General features: G+C 66.9%; 21 protein-coding genes. 10 read left to right on the top strand and 11 right to left on the bottom strand.

All coding sequences use genetic code 11. The features are described from left to right. Nucleotides 1-19: 19 nt before the first annotated feature. Complete coding sequence (locus ABE424_RS00105; RefSeq protein WP_016922200.1) at nucleotides 20-334, bottom strand: metalloregulator ArsR/SmtB family transcription factor; 315 nt, start codon at nucleotides 332-334, stop codon at nucleotides 20-22. Nucleotides 335-509: 175 nt separating this feature from the next. On the opposite strand from ABE424_RS00105, the gene ABE424_RS00100 reads away from it, so the two are divergent. The 5 genes from ABE424_RS00100 to ABE424_RS00080 all read left to right on the top strand — a co-directional run bounded on the left by ABE424_RS00100 (nucleotide 510) and on the right by ABE424_RS00080 (nucleotide 4,740). Continuing rightward, nucleotides 510-944 (top strand): pyridoxamine 5'-phosphate oxidase family protein, encoded by a 435-nt coding sequence (locus ABE424_RS00100; protein WP_038689788.1) that lies wholly within the window; start codon nucleotides 510-512, stop codon nucleotides 942-944. Between the two features lie 11 nt (nucleotides 945-955). Beyond that, complete coding sequence (locus ABE424_RS00095; RefSeq protein ID WP_346492776.1) at nucleotides 956-1,696, top strand: DUF72 domain-containing protein; 741 nt, start codon at nucleotides 956-958, stop codon at nucleotides 1,694-1,696. Next, a complete protein-coding gene (locus ABE424_RS00090) occupies nucleotides 1,689-2,501 on the top strand; it encodes a DNA-formamidopyrimidine glycosylase family protein (protein ID WP_346490060.1) in 813 nt (270 codons plus the stop codon). The genes ABE424_RS00095 and ABE424_RS00090 overlap by 8 nt, the downstream gene beginning before the upstream one ends. 119 nt (nucleotides 2,502-2,620) lie before the next feature. Continuing rightward, nucleotides 2,621-3,298 (top strand): methyltransferase domain-containing protein, encoded by a 678-nt coding sequence (locus ABE424_RS00085; RefSeq protein ID WP_346492777.1) that lies wholly within the window; start codon nucleotides 2,621-2,623, stop codon nucleotides 3,296-3,298. 215 nt (nucleotides 3,299-3,513) lie between these two features. Continuing rightward, a complete protein-coding gene (locus tag ABE424_RS00080) occupies nucleotides 3,514-4,740 on the top strand; it encodes an MFS transporter (protein WP_346492778.1) in 1,227 nt (408 codons plus the stop codon). A gap of 186 nt (nucleotides 4,741-4,926) precedes the next feature. Here ABE424_RS00080 and ABE424_RS00075 read toward each other — a convergent pair whose 3' ends face one another. The 4 genes from ABE424_RS00075 to ABE424_RS00060 all read right to left on the bottom strand — a co-directional run bounded on the left by ABE424_RS00075 (nucleotide 4,927) and on the right by ABE424_RS00060 (nucleotide 10,739). Further along, the gene (locus tag ABE424_RS00075) at nucleotides 4,927-7,059 is read right to left on the bottom strand and encodes a TonB-dependent siderophore receptor (RefSeq protein WP_346492839.1); all 2,133 of its coding nucleotides are present in this window, start codon (nucleotides 7,057-7,059) and stop codon (nucleotides 4,927-4,929) included. Nucleotides 7,060-7,318: 259 nt separating this feature from the next. After that, nucleotides 7,319-9,016, bottom strand: coding sequence for a malate dehydrogenase (quinone) (mqo, locus tag ABE424_RS00070; protein ID WP_346492821.1), 1,698 nt, complete (start codon nucleotides 9,014-9,016; stop codon nucleotides 7,319-7,321). Between the two features lie 152 nt (nucleotides 9,017-9,168). Beyond that, a complete protein-coding gene (locus ABE424_RS00065; RefSeq protein WP_346492822.1) occupies nucleotides 9,169-9,753 on the bottom strand; it encodes a hypothetical protein in 585 nt (194 codons plus the stop codon). An 80-nt stretch (nucleotides 9,754-9,833) separates the two neighbouring features. Then, entirely contained in the window at nucleotides 9,834-10,739 is a 906-nt protein-coding gene (locus ABE424_RS00060) for a LysR family transcriptional regulator ArgP (protein ID WP_176990085.1), read from the bottom strand. 134 nt (nucleotides 10,740-10,873) lie between these two features. Here ABE424_RS00060 and ABE424_RS00055 point away from each other — a divergent pair, with 134 nt between their 5' ends. After that, nucleotides 10,874-11,509: a LysE family transporter gene (locus ABE424_RS00055; protein WP_346479698.1), complete on the top strand. Its 636-nt coding sequence runs from the start codon at nucleotides 10,874-10,876 to the stop codon at nucleotides 11,507-11,509. A 139-nt stretch (nucleotides 11,510-11,648) separates the two neighbouring features. Beyond that, nucleotides 11,649-13,622: a S9 family peptidase gene (locus ABE424_RS00050; RefSeq protein WP_346492823.1), complete on the top strand. Its 1,974-nt coding sequence runs from the start codon at nucleotides 11,649-11,651 to the stop codon at nucleotides 13,620-13,622. Between the two features lie 77 nt (nucleotides 13,623-13,699). On the opposite strand, the gene ABE424_RS00045 is transcribed toward ABE424_RS00050, so the two are convergent. Together ABE424_RS00045 and ABE424_RS00040 are read right to left on the bottom strand one after the other, a co-directional pair. Next, complete coding sequence (locus ABE424_RS00045) at nucleotides 13,700-15,475, bottom strand: oligopeptide:H+ symporter (protein ID WP_346492824.1); 1,776 nt, start codon at nucleotides 15,473-15,475, stop codon at nucleotides 13,700-13,702. 157 nt (nucleotides 15,476-15,632) lie between these two features. After that, complete coding sequence (locus ABE424_RS00040; RefSeq protein WP_346492825.1) at nucleotides 15,633-16,784, bottom strand: heparan-alpha-glucosaminide N-acetyltransferase domain-containing protein; 1,152 nt, start codon at nucleotides 16,782-16,784, stop codon at nucleotides 15,633-15,635. A gap of 223 nt (nucleotides 16,785-17,007) precedes the next feature. On the opposite strand from ABE424_RS00040, the gene ABE424_RS00035 reads away from it, so the two are divergent. The 3 genes from ABE424_RS00035 (at nucleotide 17,008) to ABE424_RS00025 (ending at nucleotide 22,610) form a co-directional block, all read left to right on the top strand. After that, nucleotides 17,008-18,978, top strand: a complete 1,971-nt coding sequence (locus ABE424_RS00035) for an oligopeptide transporter, OPT family (RefSeq protein WP_346492826.1) — start codon at nucleotides 17,008-17,010, stop codon at nucleotides 18,976-18,978. Between the two features lie 149 nt (nucleotides 18,979-19,127). Continuing rightward, the gene (locus ABE424_RS00030; RefSeq protein ID WP_346492827.1) at nucleotides 19,128-21,191 is read left to right on the top strand and encodes a S9 family peptidase; all 2,064 of its coding nucleotides are present in this window, start codon (nucleotides 19,128-19,130) and stop codon (nucleotides 21,189-21,191) included. Nucleotides 21,192-21,365: 174 nt separating this feature from the next. Further along, the gene (locus ABE424_RS00025; RefSeq protein ID WP_346479692.1) at nucleotides 21,366-22,610 is read left to right on the top strand and encodes a DUF819 family protein; all 1,245 of its coding nucleotides are present in this window, start codon (nucleotides 21,366-21,368) and stop codon (nucleotides 22,608-22,610) included. 259 nt (nucleotides 22,611-22,869) lie between these two features. On the opposite strand, the gene ABE424_RS00020 is transcribed toward ABE424_RS00025, so the two are convergent. The 4 genes from ABE424_RS00020 to minC all read right to left on the bottom strand — a co-directional run. Beyond that, complete coding sequence (locus tag ABE424_RS00020) at nucleotides 22,870-23,355, bottom strand: hypothetical protein (RefSeq protein WP_346492828.1); 486 nt, start codon at nucleotides 23,353-23,355, stop codon at nucleotides 22,870-22,872. Nucleotides 23,356-23,402: 47 nt separating this feature from the next. Then, a complete protein-coding gene (minE, locus tag ABE424_RS00015) occupies nucleotides 23,403-23,663 on the bottom strand; it encodes a cell division topological specificity factor MinE (RefSeq protein ID WP_017355894.1) in 261 nt (86 codons plus the stop codon). A 2-nt stretch (nucleotides 23,664-23,665) separates the two neighbouring features. Continuing rightward, the gene (gene minD, locus ABE424_RS00010) at nucleotides 23,666-24,475 is read right to left on the bottom strand and encodes a septum site-determining protein MinD (protein ID WP_088432112.1); all 810 of its coding nucleotides are present in this window, start codon (nucleotides 24,473-24,475) and stop codon (nucleotides 23,666-23,668) included. A gap of 35 nt (nucleotides 24,476-24,510) precedes the next feature. Beyond that, a partial coding sequence (gene minC / locus ABE424_RS00005) for a septum site-determining protein MinC (protein ID WP_346501806.1) occupies nucleotides 24,511-24,900 on the bottom strand: 390 nt, incomplete at its 5' end.

The following is a 24,900-nucleotide window of genomic DNA, read 5'->3' as shown; positions in this document are numbered from 1 at the left end:
TGTCGTTGGGTCGCTCAGCTCACGCGGTGGGTTTGCGGCGGGCACGGGCACGACTTTCACGCTGCAGCGGGCCGCCCACCGGACAGACCTCGGCGGCCCACGCGAACAGGGTATTGGCCAGCGTGTCGGGCACCTGCCGGAAGTACACGAACTGGCCGCGCTTCTCGCGCTCGATGAGCCCGGCGTCTTCCAAGATGCGCAGGTGGCTCGACAGCGCCGGCTTGCTGAAATCGAAGCGCTCGCCCAGCTCGCCCGCGCTCAACTCGCCGCCATTGAGGTAGGCCAGGATCTGCCGGCGTGCGGTGGAGGCGAGGGCTTCGAAGATGCGGTCCATGGGTGGTAATTAACTAATTCGTTAACTGATGGTGTTCCGTTGGCGGGCGGCTGTCAAGCGCCTGCGCGGTCGGGACGACGCCCCGGCACGGCGTGAAGGCCAGGACAGCGGCCCTCCACGGCACGGTCACTGCCATCGGCCGACGCTGGCAGCCTGTCCCCAACCCGGATCCGCCATGACCACGCTGACCCTGCCCGAACTGGCCAAGAAGATGGCCAACATCGACTTCACCATGCTGCAGACCCATGCCGACAGCGGCGAGATCGCGGCGCGGCCGATGAGCAACAACGGTGATGTGGACTACGACGGCGACAGCTGGTTCTTCACCACCGAAGACACCGACATGGTCCGCGAGATCACGCACGACCCGAAGGTGGCGCTGAGCTTCACCGGCAGCAAGTCGCTGCTGGGCAAGCCGCCGCTGTTCGTGGCGGTGCAGGGCAGGGCGACCCTGATCCGCGACAAGGCGGTGATGCAGCAGCATTGGGTGAAAGATCTGGAGCGCTGGTTCGAGCAGGGTGTGGATAGCCCTGGGCTGGTTCTGATCCAGGTGGCTGCGGCGCGCATCCATTACTGGGATGGGGAAGACCAGGGCGAAATCCTGCGCTGAAGGAGGCACGCATGGCCGCCTCGCGTATGCCGAAGATCGGGTGTGCCGGCTGGTCCATCCCCAGCCGCTACGCCACGCACTTCGGGCCCGGCGACAGCCTGTTGGCGCGCTATGCCACGCGCTTTGACGTGGTGGAGATCAACTCCTCGTTCTACCGGCCGCACCAACGCGCGACTTACGCGCGCTGGGCGGCCACCGTACCGGCCAACTTTCGCTTCTCGGTAAAGCTGCCGCGGACCATCTCGCACGATTCCGGACTGGTCGGCGTGGGCCCACTGTTGGACCGCTTCCTGGACGACGTGGGTGGATTGGGGCGTACGTTGGGCGCCCTGCTGCTGCAGTTGCCGCCATCGCTGGCACTGGACACGCGCCGCGCCGGAAGCTTTTTTCGTGCGCTGCGTCGACGCACCCCGGTGCCTGTGGTCTGCGAGCCCCGCCATGCCAGTTGGTTCAGCACGCAGGCCGATGCGCTGCTGCAGCGCCACGCGATCTCCCGGGCCGCAGTGGATCCGGCGCGCGTTGCCGCCGCCGCGCTGCCGGGCGGCGCGCAGGGCTGGCACTACTGGCGCTGGCACGGTTCGCCGCGCATGTACTACAGCGACTACCCCGATGCCGCATTGGCCTCTCTGGCGGCAGAGGTCGTGCAGCAGCCCGGGCAGGCGCAGGCACCGTGGGTGATCTTCGACAACACCGCCCACGGCTTTGCGATCGCCAATGCCCTGCGCCTGAAGGAGATCACCACGCATGCCTGAAGGTCCTTCCATCGTCATCCTGCGCGAAGCGGCCGCCAAGTTCCGCGGCAAGACCGTGCGGCTGGCCACCGGCAACAGCTCGCTCGACCTCACCCGCATGGAAGGCCGTCGCGTGGTCGCGCTGCGCAGCTGGGGCAAGCACTTCCTGATCGAGTTTCGCGGCTTCAGCCTGCGCGTGCACATGCTGATGTTCGGCAGCTACCGCATCGATGAGCGCAAGCCGTCGCCACCCCGGGTGTCGCTGCAGTTCGACAACGGCGAGCTCAACATCTATGCCTCGTCGGTGAAGTACATCGAAGGCGCGCTGGCGGATACCTACGATTGGCGCGGCGATGTAATGGATCCGGCGTGGGATCCGACACTGGCGCGACGTAAACTCAAGCAGCAGCCGGAGACGTTGATCTGCGACGCGCTGCTGGACCAGGACATCTTTGCCGGCGTGGGCAACATCATCAAGAACGAGGTGCTGTTCCGTACGCGTGTGCATCCCGAATCCACGGTCGGCGCGCTGCCACCGCGCAAGCTCGGCGAGGTCATCAAACAGGCGCGGCAGTACAGTGTCGACTTCCTGGACTGGAAACGGCAGTTCGTGCTGCGCCAGCACTGGCTGGTCCACACCAAGCGCAGCTGTCCCCACTGCGGTGGCCCGCTCAGCAAGACCTACCCGGGCACGACCCGGCGGCGGACGTTCTTCTGCCCGGTCTGCCAGGTGCGCTACGGCGCCGTAGCCGCCGTGCGCAAGGCCACTTCGACGCCACGCAAGGCGGCGCCGAGGCGTTCAGCCAGGTCTGTGCGCATGGCGTAGGATGGGGTCACACGTGCTTGCGCGCGTCCTGTGCGATCGACACCTGATCGCCCCGCTCCTTTCTCCGAGCCCTTCATGCCGCTCCCGGAATGAAGGCTCCCGTGTCCCACGGAGCGCACATGCCGGGCTATACCACCCGCATCCTCACCATCCCGGTCGGCGGCCACGACTTCCGCATCCGCGCGCTCAGCGACCTGCAGCAGTTCTCCGATCCCACCGGGCGTGCCGAGCGCGCCGGCATCCATTCTTCGCTGTGGAGCCTGTTCGGCCAGATCTGGCCGGCCGGCCGCGCACTGGCCGAGACCATGAGCCACTTCGACGTGGCCGGTAAACGCATCCTCGAGCTGGGCTGTGGGCTGGGCCTGTCCAGCCTCGTGCTCGCGCATCGCGGGGCGGACGTCGTGGCGACCGATCACCATCCCCTGGCCGAATCGTTCCTCGCCTACAACGCGGGGCTCAACGACCTGCCGGCCGTCAGCTATCGCGACCTTCCCTGGGAAGTCCCCGATGGCTCGCTCGGCCGCTTCGACCTGATCATCGGCAGTGACATCCTCTACGAGCGGGGGCATGCCCATCAGGTCGCGGCAATGATGCTGCGGCATGCCAAACCCGAGGCCGAACTGCTGATCACCGACCCCGGCCGCGGCAACGTCGGGGCGTTCTCGCGCGGCATGGCCCTGCAGGGCTTCGACGTGACCGAGGAACTTGGGCTGTTCGAGGACGAGGGCAATGCGCCGGGCAATGGCCGGTTGCTGAGCTATCGGCGAGGTGCGGTCCGACCCGTGGCCGCGGCCTGAGCGCGGGCGGGGCGCGTTGCGACAACGCCGCGCTCCCGTGACGCGGCGTGCAGATCGGCTGTCGTAGGCTGTCGCCGTCCAGATGCGGCCGAGACGGCCGGGAGTAGCCCGATGCGATTTCTTCCGCTGTCGCTCCGCGACGGCCTGCGCGTCCACAGGAAGCACGCTTGAGCCCGGCGCCCACCGCGCCCGGTACGCGCCCACGTACGCGCTCGATGATCATTGCCGGCCTGTCGACGGTGGTGGAGTGGTACGACTTCACGCTCTACCTGTACCTGGCCACGGTACTGTCCCGCGTGTTTTTCGGCGGTGGCGAGAATGCACTGCTGGCCACGCTCGCCGGCTTCGCGGTGTCCTACCTGATGCGTCCGTTGGGCGCCCTGGTGTTCGGCCACCTCGGCGACCGCTTCGGTCGACGCTACATGCTGCTGGCCTCGATGCTGCTGATGACCGTGGCGATGCTCGCCACCGCCCTGCTGCCCACCTTCGAGAGCATCGGTGCCGCTGCCGGTGTGCTGTTGCTGCTGCTGCGCTGCCTGATGGCGTTCTCGGTGGGCGGCGAGTACACGGGCGTGGTCGCGTATCTGCTGGAAACCGCGCCGGTGCGCCGTCGCGGGCTGGTGACCTCGCTGGCCTCGGCCGCGAGCGAAGTAGGGGCATTGCTCGCGGTCGCGCTGTCGGCGCTGACCGTCGCGCTGCTCAGCACGGCGCAGCTGGATGGATGGGGCTGGCGCATTCCGTTCTTCGTCGGTGCGGTACTGGCCGGTGCGATCCTGCTGGCACGCTCGACCATGCACGAGTCGCCCGAGTTCGAGCGGCAACAGGCCGAGGGCACCGTGCCGACGTCGCCGATCCGCGATAGCTGGCGGCACCACAAGCCCGCGATTGCGCGCACGTTTGCGATCTCCGCACTGGGCTCGATCACCTATTACGTCGGAATCACCTATGTGCCCGCGTTCCTCGGTTCGGTGGGGCAGGTGAGTGAATCGGAGGCGTTGTGGCTGTCAACGGTCGCGGCGGTGGCGGTGATCGTGGTGACGCCGCTGGCCGGTGCGTTGTCCGACCGGATCGGGCGCCGCCCCGTGTTGATCGCATTGGCGGTGCTGTCGGCCCTGCTGCCGCTGACAATGTTCTCGCTGATGGCCGGCGGCAGTACCGTGACGATCGGTCTGGCGGCGGTGGTGCTGGCCTGCCTCGCGGGCGGCGTGAGCGCGGTGGCGGCCCCCGCCACGGCCGAGCAGTTCCCCGGCGAAGGGCGGCTCAGTGGCCTGGCGCTGGGCGTCACCATGGCGACCGCGTTCTTCGGTGGGGCAACGCCGTTGCTGGCCGAGCTGCTGGTGCGGCACACCGGGTGGTCGTCCGCGCCCGGCGCGATGATCGCGGTGGTCGCGGTGCTGGTGCTGCCGGTGATGTGGACGCTGCGCGAGACACGGCCCCGGTAGTGCCGGCCGCTGGCCGGCTCCACGCAATGCCGGGTCCTCGAGGAGCCGGCCCCCCCCTCCCCTATGCGCGACCGCTCCGCCCCCCCCCCCCCCCCCCCCCACTACCGGTATACGGTGGGTTGCCACAAAACAGAACGGGCCGCCCGAAGGCGACCCGTTCGTTCAACACAGCGATGTCGCCAGGCCTCAGTACTTCCAGCGCAGGCTCAACGCGACGAAGCGCGGTTCGCCGTAGTTGTTGTAATCCAGGTTGGCCCAGTAGGTCTTGTCCAGCGCGTTGCGCACGCTGAGGGTGGCCGTCCAACTGTCGCTGATGCGGTAGTTGGCATTGAACTGCACCAGCGCGTAGGCCGGCTGGTTCACCGTCACCGTGCCGCCCAGCGGATAGGGGATGTTGTAGCCCTGCACCTTGCTCTGCCACTGCACGCCCGCGCCCACGCTCAGGCGCTCCAGCGCGCCGCGCAGTCGCACCTGGGTGTTGAGCTGCAGCAGATCTTCGGCCGGGTTGGCGTACAGCAGATCGGTGGCCGCGCGGGTCACCTTGACGTGGGTGAAGCCGGCATTGACCGTCCAGCCCGGCAGGATCTCGCCGTTGACGTCCACTTCCCAGCCGCGTGCCTTGGTGCCGTTGATGCCGATGTAGGCCGAGCTGCCATCGCTGAGCGAGCGCTCCGGCACGCTCGTATCGAGTACCGCGTAGTTGTCCTGCTTGGCCTCGAACACCGCCGCGTTGGCGGTCAGGCGACCGTCGAACCACTGCGACTTGATGCCTGCTTCCAGATTGGAACCTTCCACCGGCGCCAGCAGGTTTTCGTTGCGGTCCTTGTAGTTCTGCGGATTGAAGATTTCGGTGTAGCTGGCATACGCGGCTACCTGCGGGGTGATGTCGTACACCAGGCCCACATAGGGCGTGACTTCATCGGTCACTTTGTAGGCGCCGCTCGTGCCGGTGTACGCACCGGCCGCGTTGTAGGCACGGGTCAACGTTTCCCAGCGGCTCAGGCGCGCACCGGCGATCAGCGCCAGCGGATCGGCCAGGCGCAGGCGGGTAGCCACGTAGAGGCCGCTCTGCGTGGTCTTGGCGACGCGGCGTGCGCCGGTACGCGAGTAGGTCACTTCGGAGATGTCGCCATCCCACGCGCGGATGTCCGGGATGTAGTAGCAGCGCTCGGTTCCGCACCGTGCCCAGTCGGTGGGGTAGCGCAGCGCGATGGTGTTCGTGGTGCCCTCGATATCCGCCCACTGGCCGCCCACGGTCAGGTCGTGTTCGCGGCCGAACAGGGTGAAGGTGCCACTCAGATAGGCATCGACGTTGCGGCGGGTGTCTTCCGAATCGCCGGCGGCGGTGCGCAGGAAAATGCCCGCGCCGGTGGCCGGATCGGGGTAGCCGCTGCCGTACACGCGCACGTTCTGCACGTTGCCCTGGGTGTAGGCGGTGTTGATCTTCAGCAGCCAGTTCTCGCCGAAGCGCTGTTCCAGGTTCGCGAACGCGGTGCTGGTCTCGCGCTGCCAGTAGCTCCACTTCGGGGCGACGTTGGTCGAGCGCGGCAGGTGCGCGAAGTTGCCCTGGCTGTCGAAGAAGGGCACGGTGCCCCAGGTCGAACCGACCGGATTGTTGTCCTGGGTCTGGTAGCCCACGGTCAGCGTGGTGCTGTCGGTCAGGTCACCTTCCAGCACGGCCATGCCGGCCATCTTGTTCTCGTGGTAACGGTCGTAATACAGATCACGGTCGGTGTAGGCGGCGACGACGCGGCTGCGGAACCGGCCATCGGCGGTCAGCGGCGCGGTGACATCAGCTTCCATGCGCTGGTAGTCCCAGCTGCCGGCGCTCACTGCGAAGGAGGCATCGAATTCCTTGCCCGGTCGCTTGCGCAGCAGGTTGACCGTGGCCGACGGCACGCCGGCCCCGCTCAGCAGGCCGTTGGCGCCGCGGATCACTTCAACGCGATCGTAGAAGGCGGTGTCGTATTCCTGGTTGGTCGAGCCGCTGTAGGTGGGGATGCCGTCCACCTGGAAATCGGTGATGGCAAAACCGCGCGCGTAGTACAGCGGGCGCTGGGTGTCATAGAAGGAGACGCTGACGCCGGTGACGTTGCGCATCACGTCGTTGATGCTGAACAACGATTCGTCCTGCAGCCGCTGCAGGCCGATCGAGGTCGCCGACTGCGGGGTTTCCTGCAGGCTGATCGGCAGACGCGTGGTGCTCGAGGGCATTGCGCGCGCACCGACCACGCTGACCTTGTCCAGGGTCTTGGCATCGGCGGCGCTGCTGGCGTCTGCCAGCGCATCGGCGAACGCCTGCGGCGCGGTCAGCACCATCACGGAAAGCAGGGCCAGGGCCAGCGGGGCACGGCGGGGGAGGCGAAGCGAAGCAGCGCAGGCGTACATGCGGGGTCTCGTGATGATCTGGGGGACGTGGCCGGGCCCCAAGCCCGGCGGGGTGCAAATGTAAAGCGTTCTCATTCGCTTTACAAATTGTGAACATTCAGCGTCACCCAACCCCACAACGCAACCGGCCACCGCGAGGGTGGCCGGAGGGAAACCGTGGCGGGGGCCCGCAGGCCCCGCCGGAGCAGGCTTACAGCGCCTGCAGTTCTTCGTTGGCGTTGCGCTTGGCCTCGGCCGGCTTGGTGGCCGGCGGCGGGGTCAGCATCACCGCCGGGCTGGTCGCGCCTTCCAGCGGAACGTCCAGGTAGGGCAGCTTCAGCGTCTCGCTGGTCAGGCGGCGGATCTCATTGGTCAGCGCGGGACTGTCGTTGAGCTTGCGGCCATACGACGGCACGATTTCCTTCAGGCGTGCTTCCCAGCCCGCGGCCATCTGCTCGGGGAACGCCTTCTTGAGCAGGTCGAGCATGATCGGCGGCGAGGTCGAAGCACCCGGCGAGGCGCCGAGCAGGGCGGCCAGGGTGTGGTCCTGATCGGTCACGATCTCGGTACCGAACTGCAGGATCGGGCCCTTCTCCGGGTCGTTCTTGATGATCTGCACGCGCTGGCCGGCGGTGACCAGCTTCCAGTCCTCACGCTTGGCGTTCGGGTAGTACTTGACCAGCTCGGCCTGGCGGTCGTCATCGTTCAGGCGCGCCTGGCCCATCAGGTACTTCACCAGGTCCAGGTTCTCCAGGCCCACGTCCATCATGCCGGCCACGTTGTTGTGGTTGACCGAGGAATACAGGTCGAACCACGAGCCATGCTTGAGGAACTTGGTGCTGTACAGCGCGAACGGCCCGAACAGCACCACCGGCTTGCCATCCAGCTTGCGCGCATCCAGGTGCGGCACCGACATCGGCGGCGAGCCGGTTTCGGCCATGCCATAGGCCTTCACCGAATGACGCCCGGCGATCGCCGGCGACTGGAAGGCCAGGAACTGGCCCCCCACCGGGAAACCGGCGTAGTTCTTCGATTCCGGAATGCCCGACAGCTGCAGCAGCTTGAGCGCGGCGCCACCGGCACCGATGAAGACGAAGCGCGACTTGATCGTCGATTCGGTGTCCGAGGCCAGGTCCTTGACCGTGACGTTCCAGCTCTTGTCGTCGTTCTGGCGCAGGGCGCGCACTTCATGGTTGAGGTGCAGCTTGAAGTTCGGGCTGCGTTGCAGGCCGGCGGTGAGCTGGCGGGTGATCACCCCGAAGTTCACGTCGGTGCCCAGCGGCATCCAGGTCGCGGCGACCTTCTGCTTCGGGTCGCGGCCTTCCATCAGCAGCGGTGCCCACTGCTTGATCTGCGCGGCGTCCTCGGAGTACTGCATGCCGTAGAACAGCGGGTTCTTGACCAGCGCCTGCTGGCGCTTGTGCAGGTAGGCGATGTTCTCGTCGCCCCAGACGAAGCTCATGTGCGGGGTCGGATTGATGAAGTCGCTGGGCTGGCTCAGGCGGCCTTCGCGGACCTGGTGCGACCAGAACTGGCGCGAGATCTCGAACTGCTCGGCGATGCCGACCGCACGTTTGGTCTCGATGCTGCCGTCGGGCAGTTCCGGGGTGTAGTTCAGCTCGGCGAACGCGGAATGGCCGGTACCGGCGTTGTTCCAGCCGTCCGAACTTTCCAGTGCGACCCCGTCCAGGCGCTCATAGACCTGGATGTTCCAGTCCGGCTGCAGTTCCTGCAGGAAGGTGGCGAGCGTGATGCTCATGATGCCGCCGCCGACCAGGACGACGTCGACCGGCTTGTCGTTGCCGGCGGCCGGGACCGAACGCTGATGCAGCGGCCAGTACAGGAACAGTGCCGCTGCCATCAGCAACACCACGAACAGGCCGAGGACGACCTTCGCTAGTTTTTTCATGGGGATCTCAGGTAGGGAGACATGGGAAGGATGCCGCCGCTGCCGGGAACGCCCGTGAAGACGGGCGTCACAGCGGTACCTTGGAGGCGATTTTAGCCCTTTCCGGTACGGATTTGGTGCAACGCAGCATCCGGTCGGTGTGCCGCGCCGGGTCAGTCGCTGGCCAAGGTGAAGTATTCAAGAAGGAAATAGCTGGCTTGATAGATCAGCGCTATCAACGCCAGGGCCAGGTGGGCGCGGCGCTGGCGCAGGGCGATGCCCAACCCCGCGATCCCCAGCATCACCACGGTGTGGACCCAGTAGGCGTCGCCGAGCATCTGCCAGCGGCTGTGGCCCTTGATGGCGGTATCGACCAGATCGAGCAGGGTGACCAGCGCCAGCATCCCGAAGAAGCCGCCGCGCCGCTGCAGCAGGTAGTTCTCATAGCTGCCGAACTCGCGCACATCGTCGGGAAACAGCAGGACGCAGAGCATGTACCACGCGGCGCAGTAGGCGATCACGAACAGATACAGCTCGAACGTCCACTGCCGCACCTCACCCAGGCGGAACTCCCACCACCAGAAGGTCACCACCGAGATCAGCGCCCAGACCACCCAGCACAGGTGGATCCACGACCAGCCGCGGCGTTTCGGGTGCTCGATGATGCCTGCCAGGCCGCGCAGCAGGGTGGTGATGCTCAGGCCGAGGATGATGCTGAGCACCACCCGGATGTGCAGGTAGACCGGATCGCTGTCCATCGAGACCCCCACGGCTGGATGGGCCGATCCTGCACCGGGCCGGGTCGGTGGCCTGTGTAGGGCAGGGCTGGGCCGCTGCTTTACCGCTTCCGCCGCACCAGCGTCGCCGAGGCCGCCAGTACCGCGCGGGTCAGCAGTGCCATCGTCTGCACGTCGCCCTTCCAGTGCTGCCAGTACAGCGGCACGTCTTCCCAGGCGCGCTGTTTCATGTGCACCAGCCGGCCGGCATCGAGATGGCGCTTGACCAGCGGCAGCGGGTTCATGGTCCAGCCCAGCCCGCCGAGGTTGGCCTGGACGAACGCGCGGGTGGAGGGAATCCACCAGGTCGGCGCGGTCAGCGGCAGGTCGTTGCCGGCCAGGCGGCGGGCGAACCGGGCCTGCATGTCGTCCTTGCGGTTGAATACCAGCACCGGCGCCTGGGCCAGCGACTGCGCGTTGACGCCCTTGGCGAAGTACTGCTCATGGAAGGCGGGGGTGCAGGTGGCCGCATAGCGGATGCTGCCCAGCGCGTGGATCTGGCAGCCCTGCACCGGCTCATCCAGCGTGGTCACCGCGCCCAGCACGGCGCCCTGGCGGAGCAGGGCCACGGTGTGGTCCTGGTCTTCCGAGCGGAGGTCCAGCGTGGTGCCGGTCTGCCGTGCGAACTGCAGGGCCGCCTCGGGGAACCAGGTTTCCAGGCTGTCATGGTTCACCGCCACCGGGATGCTGGCGTGGGGCAGGTCCTCATCGGCGATACCCATCCGGTGCAGGGCATCGTGCTCGAGCAGGGCGGTCTGCTCGGCCAGCTGGACCAGCACCTGGCCCTCGGTGGTGGCCACCGCCGGGGACGAGCGCTTGACCAGCAGGCGGCCGACCCGGTCCTCCAGCGCCTTGACCCGCTGGGAGACCGCCGAGGCGGTGACATTGAGCGACTGCGCGGCACGCTCGAAGCTGCCTTCGCGTATCACGGCGGCCAGGGCACGGAGCTGGGCATGGTCGATGCGCATGATCTTAAGTTCTGCTAAAGATGGTTAAGTAAGTTTAGCTCTACTTTTTAATGTTGCGGCGCGACAATACGCGCCATCCGGTGCTGTACGCCTTGGCGAGGCACCGCCCCCCAGCAAGACACAGGTGGTATCCCATGTTTTCGATCCTTTCCGGCGGCGCCGGGCTGAGCGCGTGGCTCAGTGGTGCCGCAACCGGCATCGGCCTGTTCGCGGTGGTCGGCGCGCAGAGCGCGTTCATCCTGCGCCAGGGCATCCTGCGTAAGCACATCATTCCGGTGGTGGCCACGTGTGCCGCCATCGATGGCATCTTCATCTTCGCCAGCGTGGCCGGCCTGCGCACGCTGACCCAGGCGGTGCCGTGGCTCACCACGGTGGTGCTGTGGGGCGGTGTCGCCTTCCTGGCCTGGTATGCCTGGCAGTCGGCGCGACGCGCGCTGGCCGGTGGCGGCGGCATGCATGTGGACGACGGCGACAGCACCTCGCGCCGCGCGGTGCTGATCTCGGCGGTCGGGTTCTCGCTGATCAACCCGCACTTCTGGCTGGACATGATGGTCATCGGTGGCATCGCCGAGAACTTCGGCAACGCACGCATGGCCTTCGCCGCCGGCGTGTTCACCGCCAGCTGCCTGTGGCTCACCGCCCAGGGCTTGGGCGCACGCCTGCTGGCCCCGTTGTTCACCAAGCCCAGAACCTGGCGCATCCTCGACGGCACCATCGCGGTGATCCTGTCGATCCTGGCGCTCAGCCTCGCGTTCCGCGGCATGCATTGAACTCTCTCCTCGATGCAGGCCCTGGAGATGGCACCGTTCGCGGTGCCATTTTTTTTTGGAAACGCCGCTGGTTGACCCGCCGGGCTTGCGCCTAGAATCGCCCTTCCGGACACGATGTCCAGTGGAGCAGGGGGGAAGGATGAAGCGTGCATGCCTGTGGGGAATGACCGTGCTGTTGGCCATGACGGGCCAGGCCGGTGCGGTGGACCTGGAGCACTATCTGCGCCGGGATACGTTTACGGACATCAAGATCTCGCCGACCGGCGCGTTCTATGCGGCCACCATTCCGATGGAGGACCGCACCGGGCTGGCGATCATGCGGCGCGAGGACGGCAAGCTGATCGGCTCGTTCGTTCCGCCAAAGAACAACCACGCCAATGACTTCGATTGGGTCAACGACCAGCGCGTCCTGATCGGGTTGGCGGAGAAGTTCGGCTCGCTGGACGAGCCGCAGCCGACCGGCGAACTGTTCGGCATCAATGCCGACGGCGGGCGGGGCGAGCTGCTGATCGGGTACCGCGTGCAGAACCGCGGGCTGGGCACGCGGATCCAGCCGAAGAAGGTCGAAGCGGTGGCTGCCTTCATGATCGATGCCTTGCCCGACCAGGACCGCCGCGTGCTGGTCAAGGTGATGCCGTTCTCGGCCGATCCGTTCACCTCGGCCGAGCGCCTGGACGTCAACAGCGGCCAGCGCACGACGGTCGCGCGCGCGCCGGTGCAGCGGGCCGACTTCGTCGCCGACGGCAAGGGGGAAGTGCGTTTCGCCGACGGCGCCGCCAGTGACAACGTCAACAAGCTGTACTACCGCGACGGCGCCGGCGCGGCCTGGAAAATGATCAACGATCAAGGCGTCAGCCAACGCATCGAACGGGCGCTGGGCTTCTCCGAGGATGGCAGGCTGGCCTATCTGGTGGTCGAGCAGCCCAGTGGCCCGGACACGATCGTGTCGTGGAACCCGGCGACCGACGAGCGCCGCGAACTGTTGCGCGACGCGGTGGTCGACCCGGCCAGGGTGATCTACCGGCGCGGGACCTCGATCCCGATCGGCGCGCTGTACCTGGGCGACACGCCGCGCACCCGCTTCTTCGATGAGACTTCGGCCGATGCCCGCCTGCAGCGCAGCCTGGAGCAGGCCTTCGGCGGCCAGGCGGTGTTCATTACCTCGTCCTCGCGCGACGGCAGGCTGGCGATGGTGCAGGTCTGGTCGGGGAGCAACCCCGGCGACTTCTACGTGTTCGATACGCAGGCCAAGAAGGCCGATCTGGTGGTGAGCCGCAGCCAGTGGGTGGATCCGGACACCGCGGCCGTGGTCCAGCCGATCGCGTTGAAGGCCCGCGACGGAATGCCGCTGCACGGGTTCGTCACCCGTCCCAGGGGCAGTGAGGGCAAGCGCCTGCCGATGGTCGTCATGCCACATGGGGGGCCCTTCTTCGTGTACGACGATGGCGCCTACGACATGGAAAGCCAGCTGCTGGCCGCCGCCGGTTATGCGGTGCTGCAGGTCAACTACCGGGGGTCGTCCAACTTCGGCCGGGCCCATGCCAACGCCGGCAGCCGGGAATGGGGCGGCGCCATGCAGGACGACCTGACCGATGCCACCCGCTGGGCGGTAGCCGAAGGCATCGCCGATGGCGCGAAGATCTGCATGTACGGTGCGAGTTATGGCGGCTATGCGGCCTTGATGGGCGTGGCCAAGGAGCCGTCGCTGTACGCGTGTGCGGCCGGCTATGTCGGGGTCTATGACCTGCCGATCATGTACACCACCGGCGACATCCAGCGCCGTGGCTCGGGCGAGACCTATCTCAGGGAATGGGTGGGGGACCGCACGACACTGGCGGCGGTATCACCGGTGAACCTGGCCGAGCGGATCAACGTGCCCGTGTTCCTGGCCGCAGGTGGCGAAGATGAGCGCGCGCCGATCCTGCACACCCGGCGGATGGAAGCGGCATTGAAGAAGGCCGGCGTGCCGGTGGAGACGCTGTACTACCCCACCGAAGGCCATGGCTTCTACACCGACCCGCATCGCCGCGAGTACTACACCAAGCTGCTTGCCTTCCTGTCCAACAGCCTGGGCGGGCAGACCGCCAGGGTGTCGACGCCGGCCCATCCCTGAGCGCGGCGCGCAGGAAACACCGCTTCAACGACAACGGCACCGGAAGGTGCCGTTGTCGTGTGCGCAGCAGGCAGGACTCACTTCACCCCGTGCATCATCCGCTTCAGCAGCGGCGAGCAGATCAGGGCGACCGCGGCGCAGCCCAGGCCGATCCACATCAGCAGCCAGAACAGGTGCTCGTAGCTGGCGGCGGCGCTGGCGATGTCCATGGTCTGGCCTTCCGGCACTTCGATCGCGGCGAGCTTGCCGAACAGCGCGGCCAGCGTTTCCGAGAACGCGGTGGCCAGGAACCAGGTGCCCATCATCAGGCTGACCACGCGCGGCGCGGCCAGCTGGGTCACCGCCGACAGGCCGACCGGCGACAGGCACATTTCGCCGATCTCCAGGATCAGGTACGCCAGCACCAGCCACCACACGCTGGCCATCTGCCCGGTCGCGCCGACGTGCTGGGCGGCCAGTGCCAGGGGCACGAACGACAGCGCGGCGAAGACCAGGCCGATCGAGGATTTGACCGGCTTGGACGGGTCCATGCGGCGACGATCCAGCCACGCCCACAGCATCGCGAACAGCGGCGCAAGCACGACCAGGAACAGGCCGCCGAGGTAGGTCAGCGAGCCGGCGGTCTGCGGGATCACCAGGCAGTCGCGGATCAGCATCACCAGCATCGCAGCGACGATGGCGATGAACAGCGTGCGGGGTGCGGACGAGCCGGGGCTGCGCTCGGACAGGCGCGCGGCCACCACGAACCCCAGCGGTGCCAGCAGCAGCGAGGCGATCGACCACGGCAGCGGCGTGCCGCCCTGGATCACCAGCGAGGGCACCAGGTCCTTGGTCAGCAGGCGATCGGTGAACGTGACCCACGAGCCGTAGGTCTGCTCGTACAGGGTGAAGAACACCAGCGCCATGAAGATCAGTGCCATCAGCGCGATCATCTGCTGGCGCTGCACCGGCGTGCAGCGGGTGCCGGTGAACCAGGCGAACCAGACCAGCACGCCACCCAGCACGACGATCATCAACATCAGCGCCAGGCTGATTTCCCCGCCGAGCGCGAACGCGCCATTGGCGGCCGCCCACATCAGCGCGGCGACCGGAATCACGCCGAGCACGGCCACCGCATAGATCAACCATTCGCGGCGGATGCCCAGCACGCGCTGGCGCAGTGCCGGCAGGTCGGACGGTTCGGCATGGCCCTGCAGGTACTTCTGCCCCCACAGGAACATGCCGAGCCCGATCACCATGCCGATGCCGGCCGCGCCGAAGCCGTATTTCCAACCGTAGGCTTCGCCGAGGAAACCGCAGACCAGCGACGCGAACAGCGCGCCCAGGTTGATGCCGGCATAGAACAGCGAGAAGCCCGAATCGCGGCGTGGATCGTTTTCCGGGTAGAGCTTGCCGACGATGGTGGAGATGTTGGGCTTGAGGAAGCCCACGCCCATGATGATCAGCGCCAGCGACAGGTAGGTGATGCCCAGTGCGGCGTCATCGCGCACCACCGCACCATCGACGCGGACCGCCGCATGGCCTTCGAAGGCCATGCCGAGATGGCCGAGCACCAGCAGCACGCCGCCGAATACCACCGCCTTGCGCATGCCCAGCCAGCGGTCGGCGAGCAGGCCACCGAACACCGGAATGCAGTAGACCAGCCCACCGTAGGCGCCGAGCAGGTCCAGGCCGGCCTTGTCGCCGAACAGGTGGTATTTGGTGAGGTACAGCAGCAGCAGCGCCTTCATCCCGTAGAACGAGAACCGCTCCCACATCTCGGTGAAGAAGCAGATGTAAACGCCCTTGGGATGGCCGAGGAAGTCGTCGGTAGCGGGGGAGGCTGCGGAGGCGGGCAGGGCGGCTGCGGTCATCGAGGGATAGGGGCAGGGCGGACAAGGCGGCGAGTATAGGCCCGGGGCGAAGGGTCAGCCGTGCCGGGTCTGGCCGCTCCGCTGTGGTAGTGCCAGCCGCTCCGCTATCGTAGTGCCGGCCGCTGGCCGGCAGCCTCAGCAGCCCGGCATCGCCCGCCTACAGATAGCGAAGCCACGCCAGATCGCGCCGCCGTGCCTTGAATCGCGCGAACGCTTTGGTCGGCCAGTACAGCGCCACTGCCAGCACCGCGGTGATCACCCAAAGGCTTGCCACGTGGTCCACGGCGAAATACGCGCCGTGGTTGTGCCCCCAGCGCGCCTCCGCCAGCACGTAGAGCAGCTTCAGCACGTACAGGTGCAGCAGGTAGAAGAACATCGGCGCCGCGCCGATGTCGGCCAGCGGCGCCAGCGCCCGGGCCACGCGCGGCTGCTCGTACAGGCGCAGCAACAGCAGGCCGATGCCCAGGGTCAGCAGCAGGAACAGCAGCGAGGGCGGGTACTTGGTGACGTTGAAGAAACTCATGATCGTGTCGCCGGCGCTGGCGAACGACTGCCACGGGCTGTCGCCGTAGAGGTTCACCGCCCGCAGGATGACGAAGGCCAGCAGCGCACCGGCGCCGGCCATCCACAGGCGGCGGTGGCGCAGGAGGGCATCGCCGCCGCGCGCGAACCACGGGCCGACCACCCAGCCCAGCGCAATGACGCCGATCCACGGCAGCACCGGGTAGGAGGTGCGCAGGCGCAGCCCGTCGGTCACGGCGATCCAGTCGCGCTGATGCAGCACCTTCCACAGCACGGCCAATGCACCGTCGCCCTGCACGCGGATGCCATCGAGCAGGTTGTGCCCGACGATCACGGACAGTGCCAGCACCGCCAGCACCCCGCGTGGCAACCACAGCAGCCCGGCCAGCGCGATCATGCTGATCCCGATCGCCCAGATCACCTGCAGGTACACCACGCTGGGCGGGAACTGCAGGGTCCAGGCGAAGTTGACCACCAGCAGCTCCAGCACGACCAGGAACAGGCCGCGCTTGAGCAGGAAGGCCGACGCGGCCCGCCGCCCGTCTGGCTTGCCGCTGGCGTACAGCCAGGCCGACAGACCGGTCAGCAGCACGAACACCGGGGCGCACAGGTGGGCCAGCAGCCGGCTGACGAACAGCGCCGGCTCGACCTGGTCGACCGCCATCGGGTCGCCCACCTGCTGGTGCATATAGAAGGTTTCGCGCACGTGGTCGAGCAGCATCAGCACGATCACGGTGCCGCGCAGCTGGTCGATGGAGGTCAGGCGGGAGGTGGGGGAAGACGTCACAGCAGCGCCGGTTGTTCGGTGCGATAGGATATAACATAACTAAAATGGATGGGCCCGTCCCTGGACCTTGCCGAGTCCGGCGTGTCGCGGCTGCGTCGGCACGCGCAGCTCAACAGGGGCCTCGATCAAGTGGTGCAGGGTGGCCGGCCAGCAGCCGGCACTACTGGACTTGCCCGTACATGAACGCTAGCGTGGCAGGGATTTTTTGCCAGCAGGGGCTTCCATGAACAACGACGCTGCGCCACGCCAGCTCACATTCCGCGCGGTGGTGCTTGCCATCGTGCTGGCGGTGATTCTGTCGGCCGCCAACGCCTACCTCGGTCTGTTCGCAGGCCTGACCATCGCCACCGCCATTCCCGCCGCGGTCATTTCCATGGGGGTGCTGCGCCTGCTCGGCGGTGGCACGATCCTGGAAAACAACATCGTCCAGACCGGCGCCTCGGCCGGTTCGTCGATCGCCGCCGGCGTGATCTTCACGATCCCCGCGCTGGTGATCATGGGCTACTGGCCGGACTTCAAGTACTGGTGGGTGCTGGGCATCGCCGGCCTGGGTGGCCTGCTGGGCGTGCTGTTCTCGGTGCCGCTGCGCCGTTCGATGATCGTGGAAGATCCGCTTCCGTTCCCGGAAGGCAAGGCCGCCGCCGAAGTGCTCAAGGCCGGTGAAAACCCGGGTCCGGGCCTGAAGATCCTCGCCGTGTCGGCGGTGATCGGCGCCTTCGTCAAGCTGGCGGCCGAAAGCGGCCTGCGCCTGATTCCGGATGCCTGGGCCACCTCGGCCTATGTGGGCGGCTCGAAGATCAGCGCCTTCATCGGCACCAACCTGTCCCCGGCGCTGCTGGGCGTGGGCTACATCGTCGGCCTGAATGTCGGCATCGTGGTGGTGTCCGGCTCGATCCTGACCTGGCATATCGCCATTCCGTTGTACCAGGCGTTCTTCATGAACACCGATCCAGCGCTGGCGGCCTCGATCGCCACGGCCTCCTCCACCGAGGCGGCCTTCGCCATCTGGGGCGCGAAGATGCGTTACCTGGGCGTGGGCGCGATGCTGATCGGTGGTGTCTGGACGCTGATCTCGCTGCGCAAGTCGCTGCTCAATGGCGTCAAGAGTGGCTTTGCCGCGGCCCGCAAGAGCGGTGGCCCGGCGCTGGCGGACACCGAGCGCGACCTGCCGATGAAGTGGATGCTGGTGGCACTGGTCGTCTTCACCCTGCCGCTGCTGGCGCTGTACCAGGCCATCGTGGGCCAGTGGCACGTCTCGATTCCGATGACGCTGATCATGATCGTGGCCGGCTTCCTGTTCGTCTCGGTCTCGGCCTACCTGGCCGGCCTGATCGGCTCCTCCAACAACCCGGTTTCGGGCATCACCATCTCCACCATCCTGTTCGCTTCGGCGGTGCTGGTGCTGCTGCTCGGCGCCGACGGCCTCAAGCCGGTGGGCGTTGGCGGGGCACCGCTGGGTGCCGTGGCCGCGATCATGATCGGCGCGGTGGTGTGCTGTGCGGCCGCGGTCGGCGGTGACAATCTGCAGGACCTCAAGGCCGGCTACATCGTCGGCGCCACCCCGTGGAAGCAGCAGCTGATGCTGGGCATCGGCGCGTTCTCGTGCGCGCTGATCATGGCCCCGGTGCTGAACCTGCTGGCCACCGCTTACGGCATCGGCGTCAAGTCCGAGCTGCATCCCAACGCGCTGGCCGCGCCGCAGGCGAACCTGATGGCCTCGGTGGCCAAGGGTCTGTTCGGTGGCGAACTGCCGTGGACCTTCATCGGGATCGGCGCGGTGGTCGGCGCGGCGATCATCGCCTTCGACAGCTGGCTGAAGTCGCGCAACGCACGCTTCCGCGTGCCGGTGTTGGCGGCCGCCATCGGTATCTACCTGCCGCTGGAGTTGATGGTGCCGATCTTCCTGGGTGGCCTGATCGCCTATCTGGTCGAGCGTTTCCACAAGATCCGTGGCGACGACGAAGAAGGCCGCGACCGCGTGCACAAGCCGGGGGTGCTGTTCGCTGCCGGCCTGATCACCGGTGAAGCCCTGATGGGCATCGCGATCGCGGTTCCGATCGTGATCAGCAGCCGTGCCGACGTGCTGGCGCTGCCGTTCCACCTGCCGGGCGCGCAGTGGATCGGTCTGGCCGTGCTGTTCCTGGTCGGCTGGCTGATCTACCGCACCGGCAAGCGCGCGGTCGGTTCGGTCTAAAAACGCCCCGGTCTGCGTCACGACAAGCCCCGCTCCGGCGGGGTTTGTCGTTTCTGCCTCCAGGCAAGGCGCCGGCATGACCGATGGCCTTTGCATGTGCAGCCCCTGCGGCCCTACCATCGGCGTTTTGCCGTTCAGCGGAGACCCCGATGAAACTTCGTTACGCCCTGCTGCCGTTGTGCCTGCTGACCGCGATGCCCTCGCTGGCGGCCACGCGTGGCCTGGATGTGCGCGACATGATCGCGCTGGATCGGGTCTCCAGCCCGCTGCTCACCGCCGATGGCGGCAACGTGATCTTCGCCAAGCGCGTGGTCGGTGCCGACAGCAAGGCCAGCACCGGCCTGTTCATCCGCAACCTGCGCACGCGTGACCTGGCCCCGCCCAAGCCGCTGACCCCGGCTGGCTGGAACGTCAATTCCGCCGCGCTGTCGGCCGATGGCCAGACCGTGTATTTCCTGAGCGCCAAGAACGGCAGCCAGCAGCTGTACGCGCAGCCGACCACCGGCGGCACCCCGCGCCAGCTGACCGATTTCCCGGTCGATGTGGACAGCTTCCACGTCTCGCCGCAGGGCGACCGCGTCGCCTTCAGCAGCGGCGTGTTCCAGGACTGCGGTTCGGACCTGGCCTGCACCAGCAAGAAACTGGACGCGCACAAGGCGCGCAAGAACACCGGTGAGGTATTCGACAGCCTTTTCGTGCGCCATTGGGACACCTGGGCCGATGGCCGCCGCAACACGCTGTTCGTGGCACCGCTGCCGGCCGCCAAGGCTGCCGCGGTGAAGGGTGCCTCGGCGATCAGCGCGACGCTGGCCGGCGATGCGCCGTCCAAGCCGTTCGGTGGCAATGACGACTTCACCTGGTCGCCGGACGGCAAGACCGTGGTCGCTGCGATCCGCGTGGCCGGCAAGCAGGAGCCGTGGTCGACCAACTTCGACCTGTACCGCCTGGATGCCGAGGGCAAGCAGGCGCCGGTCAACCTGACCGCGTCCAACCCGGCCTGGGATGCCGGCCCGGTGTTCAGCGCCGACGGCAAGACCCTGTACTACCGCGCCATGAAGCGCCCGGGCTTCGAAGCGGACCGCTTCGGCCTGATGGCGATGGACGTGGCCACCGGCAAGACCCGCGAGATCGCACCGAAGTGGGACCGCTCGGCCGGCGAGATCGTGCTGTCCGGTGACGGCACCCTGATCTACACCAGCGCCGACGACATGGGCGAGCACCGCCTGTTCGGCGTCGACATCGCCACCGGTGAGGCCGAGGTCGTGGTCGACGGCGGCAGCATCGGCTCGCCGGTGATCGCCGGCACCACGCTGGCGTATACGAAGAACAGCCTGAAGAGCGGCGACCAGATCGTCGTCGCCGCCTTCGATGGTGCGAACCCGCGCGAGATCACCCCGAGCGCCGGCGAGATGCTGCCCGATGTCGCCTTCGGCGATTACGAGCAGTTCCAGTTCAAGGGCTGGAACAACGAGACCGTGCACGGTTACGTGGTCAAGCCGTACAACTACCAGGAAGGCAAGCGCTACCCGGTTGCGTTCCTGATCCACGGCGGCCCGCAGGGCAGCTTCGGCAACGGCTGGAGCTACCGCTGGAATCCGCAGACCTACGCCGGCCAGGGCTACGCGGTGGTCATGATCGACTTCCACGGCTCCACCGGTTATGGCCAGGCCTTCACCGATGCGATCAGCCAGCACTGGGGCGACCGCCCGCTGGAAGATCTGCAGAAGGGCTGGGCCGCGGCACAGAAGCAGTACCCGTTCCTCAACGGCGACAAGGCGTGCGCGCTGGGCGCCAGCTACGGCGGCTTCATGGTCAACTGGATCGCCGGCAACTGGAACGAGCCGTGGAAGTGCCTGGTCAACCATGACGGCGTGTTCGACCAGCGCATGATGGGCTACGCCACCGAAGAGCTGTGGTTCACCGAGTGGGAGCAGGGCGGCACGCCGTACGAAAAGGCCGCCAGCTACGAGAAGTTCAACCCGGTCAACCACGTGTCGGACTGGAAGAAGCCGATCCTGATCGTGCACGGCCAGCTCGACTACCGCATTCCGGTGGAACAGGGCCTGGCAGCGTTCACCGCCGCACAGCGCCAGGGCATCGAGTCCAAGTTCCTGTACTTCCCGGACGAGAACCACTGGGTGCTCAAGCCGCAGAACAGCGTGCAGTGGCATGACACCGTCAACGGCTGGTTGAAGCAGCACATCGGCGAATAAGCCGGTTTGAAGCGCCGCCCCCAGGGGCGGCGCTTTTGCATCGCGGGTGCCGGCCGCAGGCCAGCATCTGTATCTTCATCCGTAGTGCCGGCCGCTGGCCGGCATCTGCACCGCGCTTTCAGTACTCATGAGGTTGCCGGCCCGCGGCCGGCACGACCCAGGCACCCCATCTCCGTGAAAGCACCTGCCCTGATCCAGAACGACATCGTCGTCTTCGGCCTGATCGCCGCCACCCTCGGTGCCGTGTTCTGGACCGCCTCGCGCGAGGAGGGGCTGTGGAAGCGCTTCTACACCTACGTGCCCGCGCTGCTGCTGTGTTACCTGATTCCCGGTGTGTACAACACCGTTGGCCTGATCGACGGCCAGAACACCCATCTCTACAACCCGGTCGCGCGCGACATCCTGCTGCCCGCCGCGCTGGTGCTGCTCACGCTGGCCGTGGACATCAAGGGCATCCTGCGGCTGGGCCCGAAACTGATCGTGATGTACCTGGGCGCCTCGCTGAGCATCATGATCGGCGCGGTGGTGGCCTTCCAGCTGATGAAGTGGCTGCATCCGGCGACCGTCGCCGGCGATACCTGGGCCGGCATGGCCGCGCTGGCCGGCAGCTGGATCGGCGGCGGCGCCAACATGCTCGCCATGCGCGAAGTGTTCGACGTCAACGCGACCACCTTCGGGCAGTTCGCGGTGGTCGATGTCGGCGTCGGCTACGTGTGGATGGCCGTGCTGATCTTCATGGCCGGGCGTTCGGCGAAGATCGATGCGCGCAGCGGTGCCGACACCTCGGGCATCGACGCGCTCAAGCTGCGCATCCAGGCCTTCCAGGCGCAGCACGAACGCGTGGCCAGCCTGACCGACCTGATGCTGATCGTGGCCGTGGCGTTCGGCGTGGTGGGGCTGTCGCATGCGATCGCCGGGCCGCTCTCGGCCTGGTTCAAGGGCCATGTGGCCTGGGCGTCGCAGTTCAGTCTGGACGCGCCGTTCGTCTGGGTGGTGGTGATCTCCACCACCTGCGGCCTGGCGCTGAGTTTCACCCGTGCACGCAACCTCGAAGGTGCGGGTGCCTCCAAGCTGGGCTCGTTGCTGCTGTACTTCCTGATCGCCTGCATCGGCATGCAGATGGACCTGCTCGCGCTGCTCGACCGCCCGTGGCTGTTCCTGCTCGGCCTGATCTGGATCGCCGTGCACATCGTGCTGTTGTGGGCGCTGGCGCGCGCGCTGAAGGTGCCGTTCTTCTACTTCGCGATCGGCTCGCAATCCAATATCGGTGGGCCGGCCTCGGCCCCGGTGGTGGCCGCGGCGTTCCATCCCTCGCTGGCCCCGGTGGGCGTGCTGCTGGGCACGATGGGCTACGCGACGGGCACGTATCTGGCCTACATCGTGGGCATCACCCTGCGCGCGATGGCCGGGCAGGGCTGAGGGCGGTAGTGCCGGCCGCTGGCCGGCAACCAGGCGATGCGTCACTTGTCCAGGAGGTTGCCGGCCAGCGGCCGGCACTACCGGGGATCAAGGCCGCCGGGAATGACCGCGCCTGCAGATTCAAGCAGCAAGAAGGCCGCGTTCGACCAACCACGCCTTTGCATCTTCCGCATCCTGCTCGAACCGCGCCGAGTGAACCTCCAGGCGCCTATGTGATTGGCGCGTCGCCACGCGCCCAGGACTGACCGCACGTGCGGATTTACGCCGCAAGAAGGCCGCGTTCGACCAACCACGCCTTTGCATCTTCCGCATCCTGCTCGAACCACGCCTGCGTAGACCCCAACCGATACGTATACCCCCACGCATCCATGTCGGCCATCAACCGCGCACTACCGACACCGGCCAGTCTGCCGGCCAGCACGATCTGCAGGTAGCAGGTGGCGTCTTCTTCGGGCACCGAATCGGTGGCATCGGTATGCACCAGCGCACGCCGCTCCGGCGGCAGCACGATCAGGTGGCAGGCTTCGTGCAGCATCGAGTGCACCGGCGTGTCATCGCGGACATACACGTCGCTGCCGATGATGCCGGCCTCGGGTTCGCCCCAATAGCTGCCCGGAATCGGCGCGCCCTCGGCCACACGATGCAGGTGCAGATCGTGGGCGGCGAGCAGGGCATGGGCATCGTCGAAACGGATATCGCCGACGCGGGTGACCTGCGGTTCGGCGGTGGGGGCAGCGTCGTTCATGGGTTACCGCTCAACCGCCCCTTCCGGTCCGGAAGGGGCGATGTCGATCAGGGCTGCTGCGGGCCTTCCGGCAAGGCGACGGAGATATCGAGCACGTCGTGCTCACCGTCCTTGACCAGATCGACCTTGACCGCATCAGCGTCGATGTTGACGTACTTCTTGATCACTTCCAGCAGCTCGCGCTGCAGCAGGGGCAGGTAGTCCGGGCCGCCGCGGTGGCTGCGTTCCTGCGCGATGATGATCTGCAGGCGGTTCTTGGCCGTTTCGGCAGTGGTCTTCTTTCGGTTCAGGAAATCGAACAGTCCCATGCTTACCCTCCGAACAGCTTGCTGAAGAAGCCTTTCTTCTCCACGGTGGTGAAGCGCATCGGACGCTCTTCGCCAAGGATGCGGCCCACCGCATCTTCGTATGCCTGGCCCGCCGCCGATTCGGGGTCCAGAATGACCGGTTCACCCTTGTTGGACGCATTGAGCACGTCGCCCGACTCGGGCACCACGCCAATGGCCTTCAGGCCCAGCACTTCTTCCACGTCGGTGATGCTGAGCATCTCGCCGCTTTCCACCCGTACCGGGCTGTAGCGCGTGAGCAGCAGGAAGGCCGGCACGTTCTTGCCGGATTCGGCCTTGTGGGTCTTCGAGTCGAGCAGGCCGATGATGCGGTCCGAGTCGCGCACCGAGGACACTTCCGGGTTCACCACCACGACCGCACGGTCGGCGTAGTACATCGCCAGGAATGCACCCTTCTCGATGCCGGCCGGGGAGTCGCAGATGACGTATTCGAAGCCGTCGGCGATGAGATCGTCGAGCACCTTGCGCACGCCTTCCTGGGTCAGCGCGTCCTTGTCGCGGGTCTGCGACGCAGCCAGCACGTACAGGTTGTCGAAGCGCTTGTCCTTGATCAGGGCCTGCTTGAGAGTGGCTTCGCCGTGCACGACATTGACGAAGTCGTACACCACGCGGCGCTCGCAGCCCATGATCAGGTCCAGGTTGCGCAGGCCGACGTCGAAGTCGATCACCGCCACCTTTTTTCCACGACGCGCCAACCCACAGGCCAGGCTGGCGCTGCTGGTGGTTTTGCCGACGCCGCCCTTGCCGGAGGTGACTACGATGATTTCAGCCAAAGGATTTCTCCTGATTCTTCTGTTTGGGGGCTGCGTCAGTCCAGCGCAGCGATCTTGATCTGGTCCTGTTCCAGCCACACCTGCACGGCCTTGCCGCGCAGGGAGTCCGGGACATCGTCCAGTACCTTGTAGTGGCCGGCAATGGCGACCAGTTCAGCGTGGAATTCACGGCAGAAAATACGCGCCGTGGTGTTGCCTTGGGCACCTGCCAGGGCACGGCCCCGCAACGTACCGTAGATGTGGATGCTGCCGTCGGCGATCACTTCGGCGCCCGCGCCGACGGTGGCCATGACGGTCAGGTCGCAGTTTTCCGCATACAGCTGCTGCCCCGAACGGACATTGCTGGTCTGCATGCGGCCGGGCTTGGGCGCGCCACCCGTGGCGACGGCGCTGGGCGCGGGCGCCGCAGGTACGGCGGCAGCGGC

The organism is Stenotrophomonas sp. TWI1149, from assembly GCF_039673155.1.
In the GTDB taxonomy this organism is placed as follows: domain Bacteria; phylum Pseudomonadota; class Gammaproteobacteria; order Xanthomonadales; family Xanthomonadaceae; genus Stenotrophomonas; species Stenotrophomonas maltophilia_AA.
Note: the sequence above shows the minus strand (reverse complement) of the source record. Positions and strands in the feature narration are given on the sequence as shown.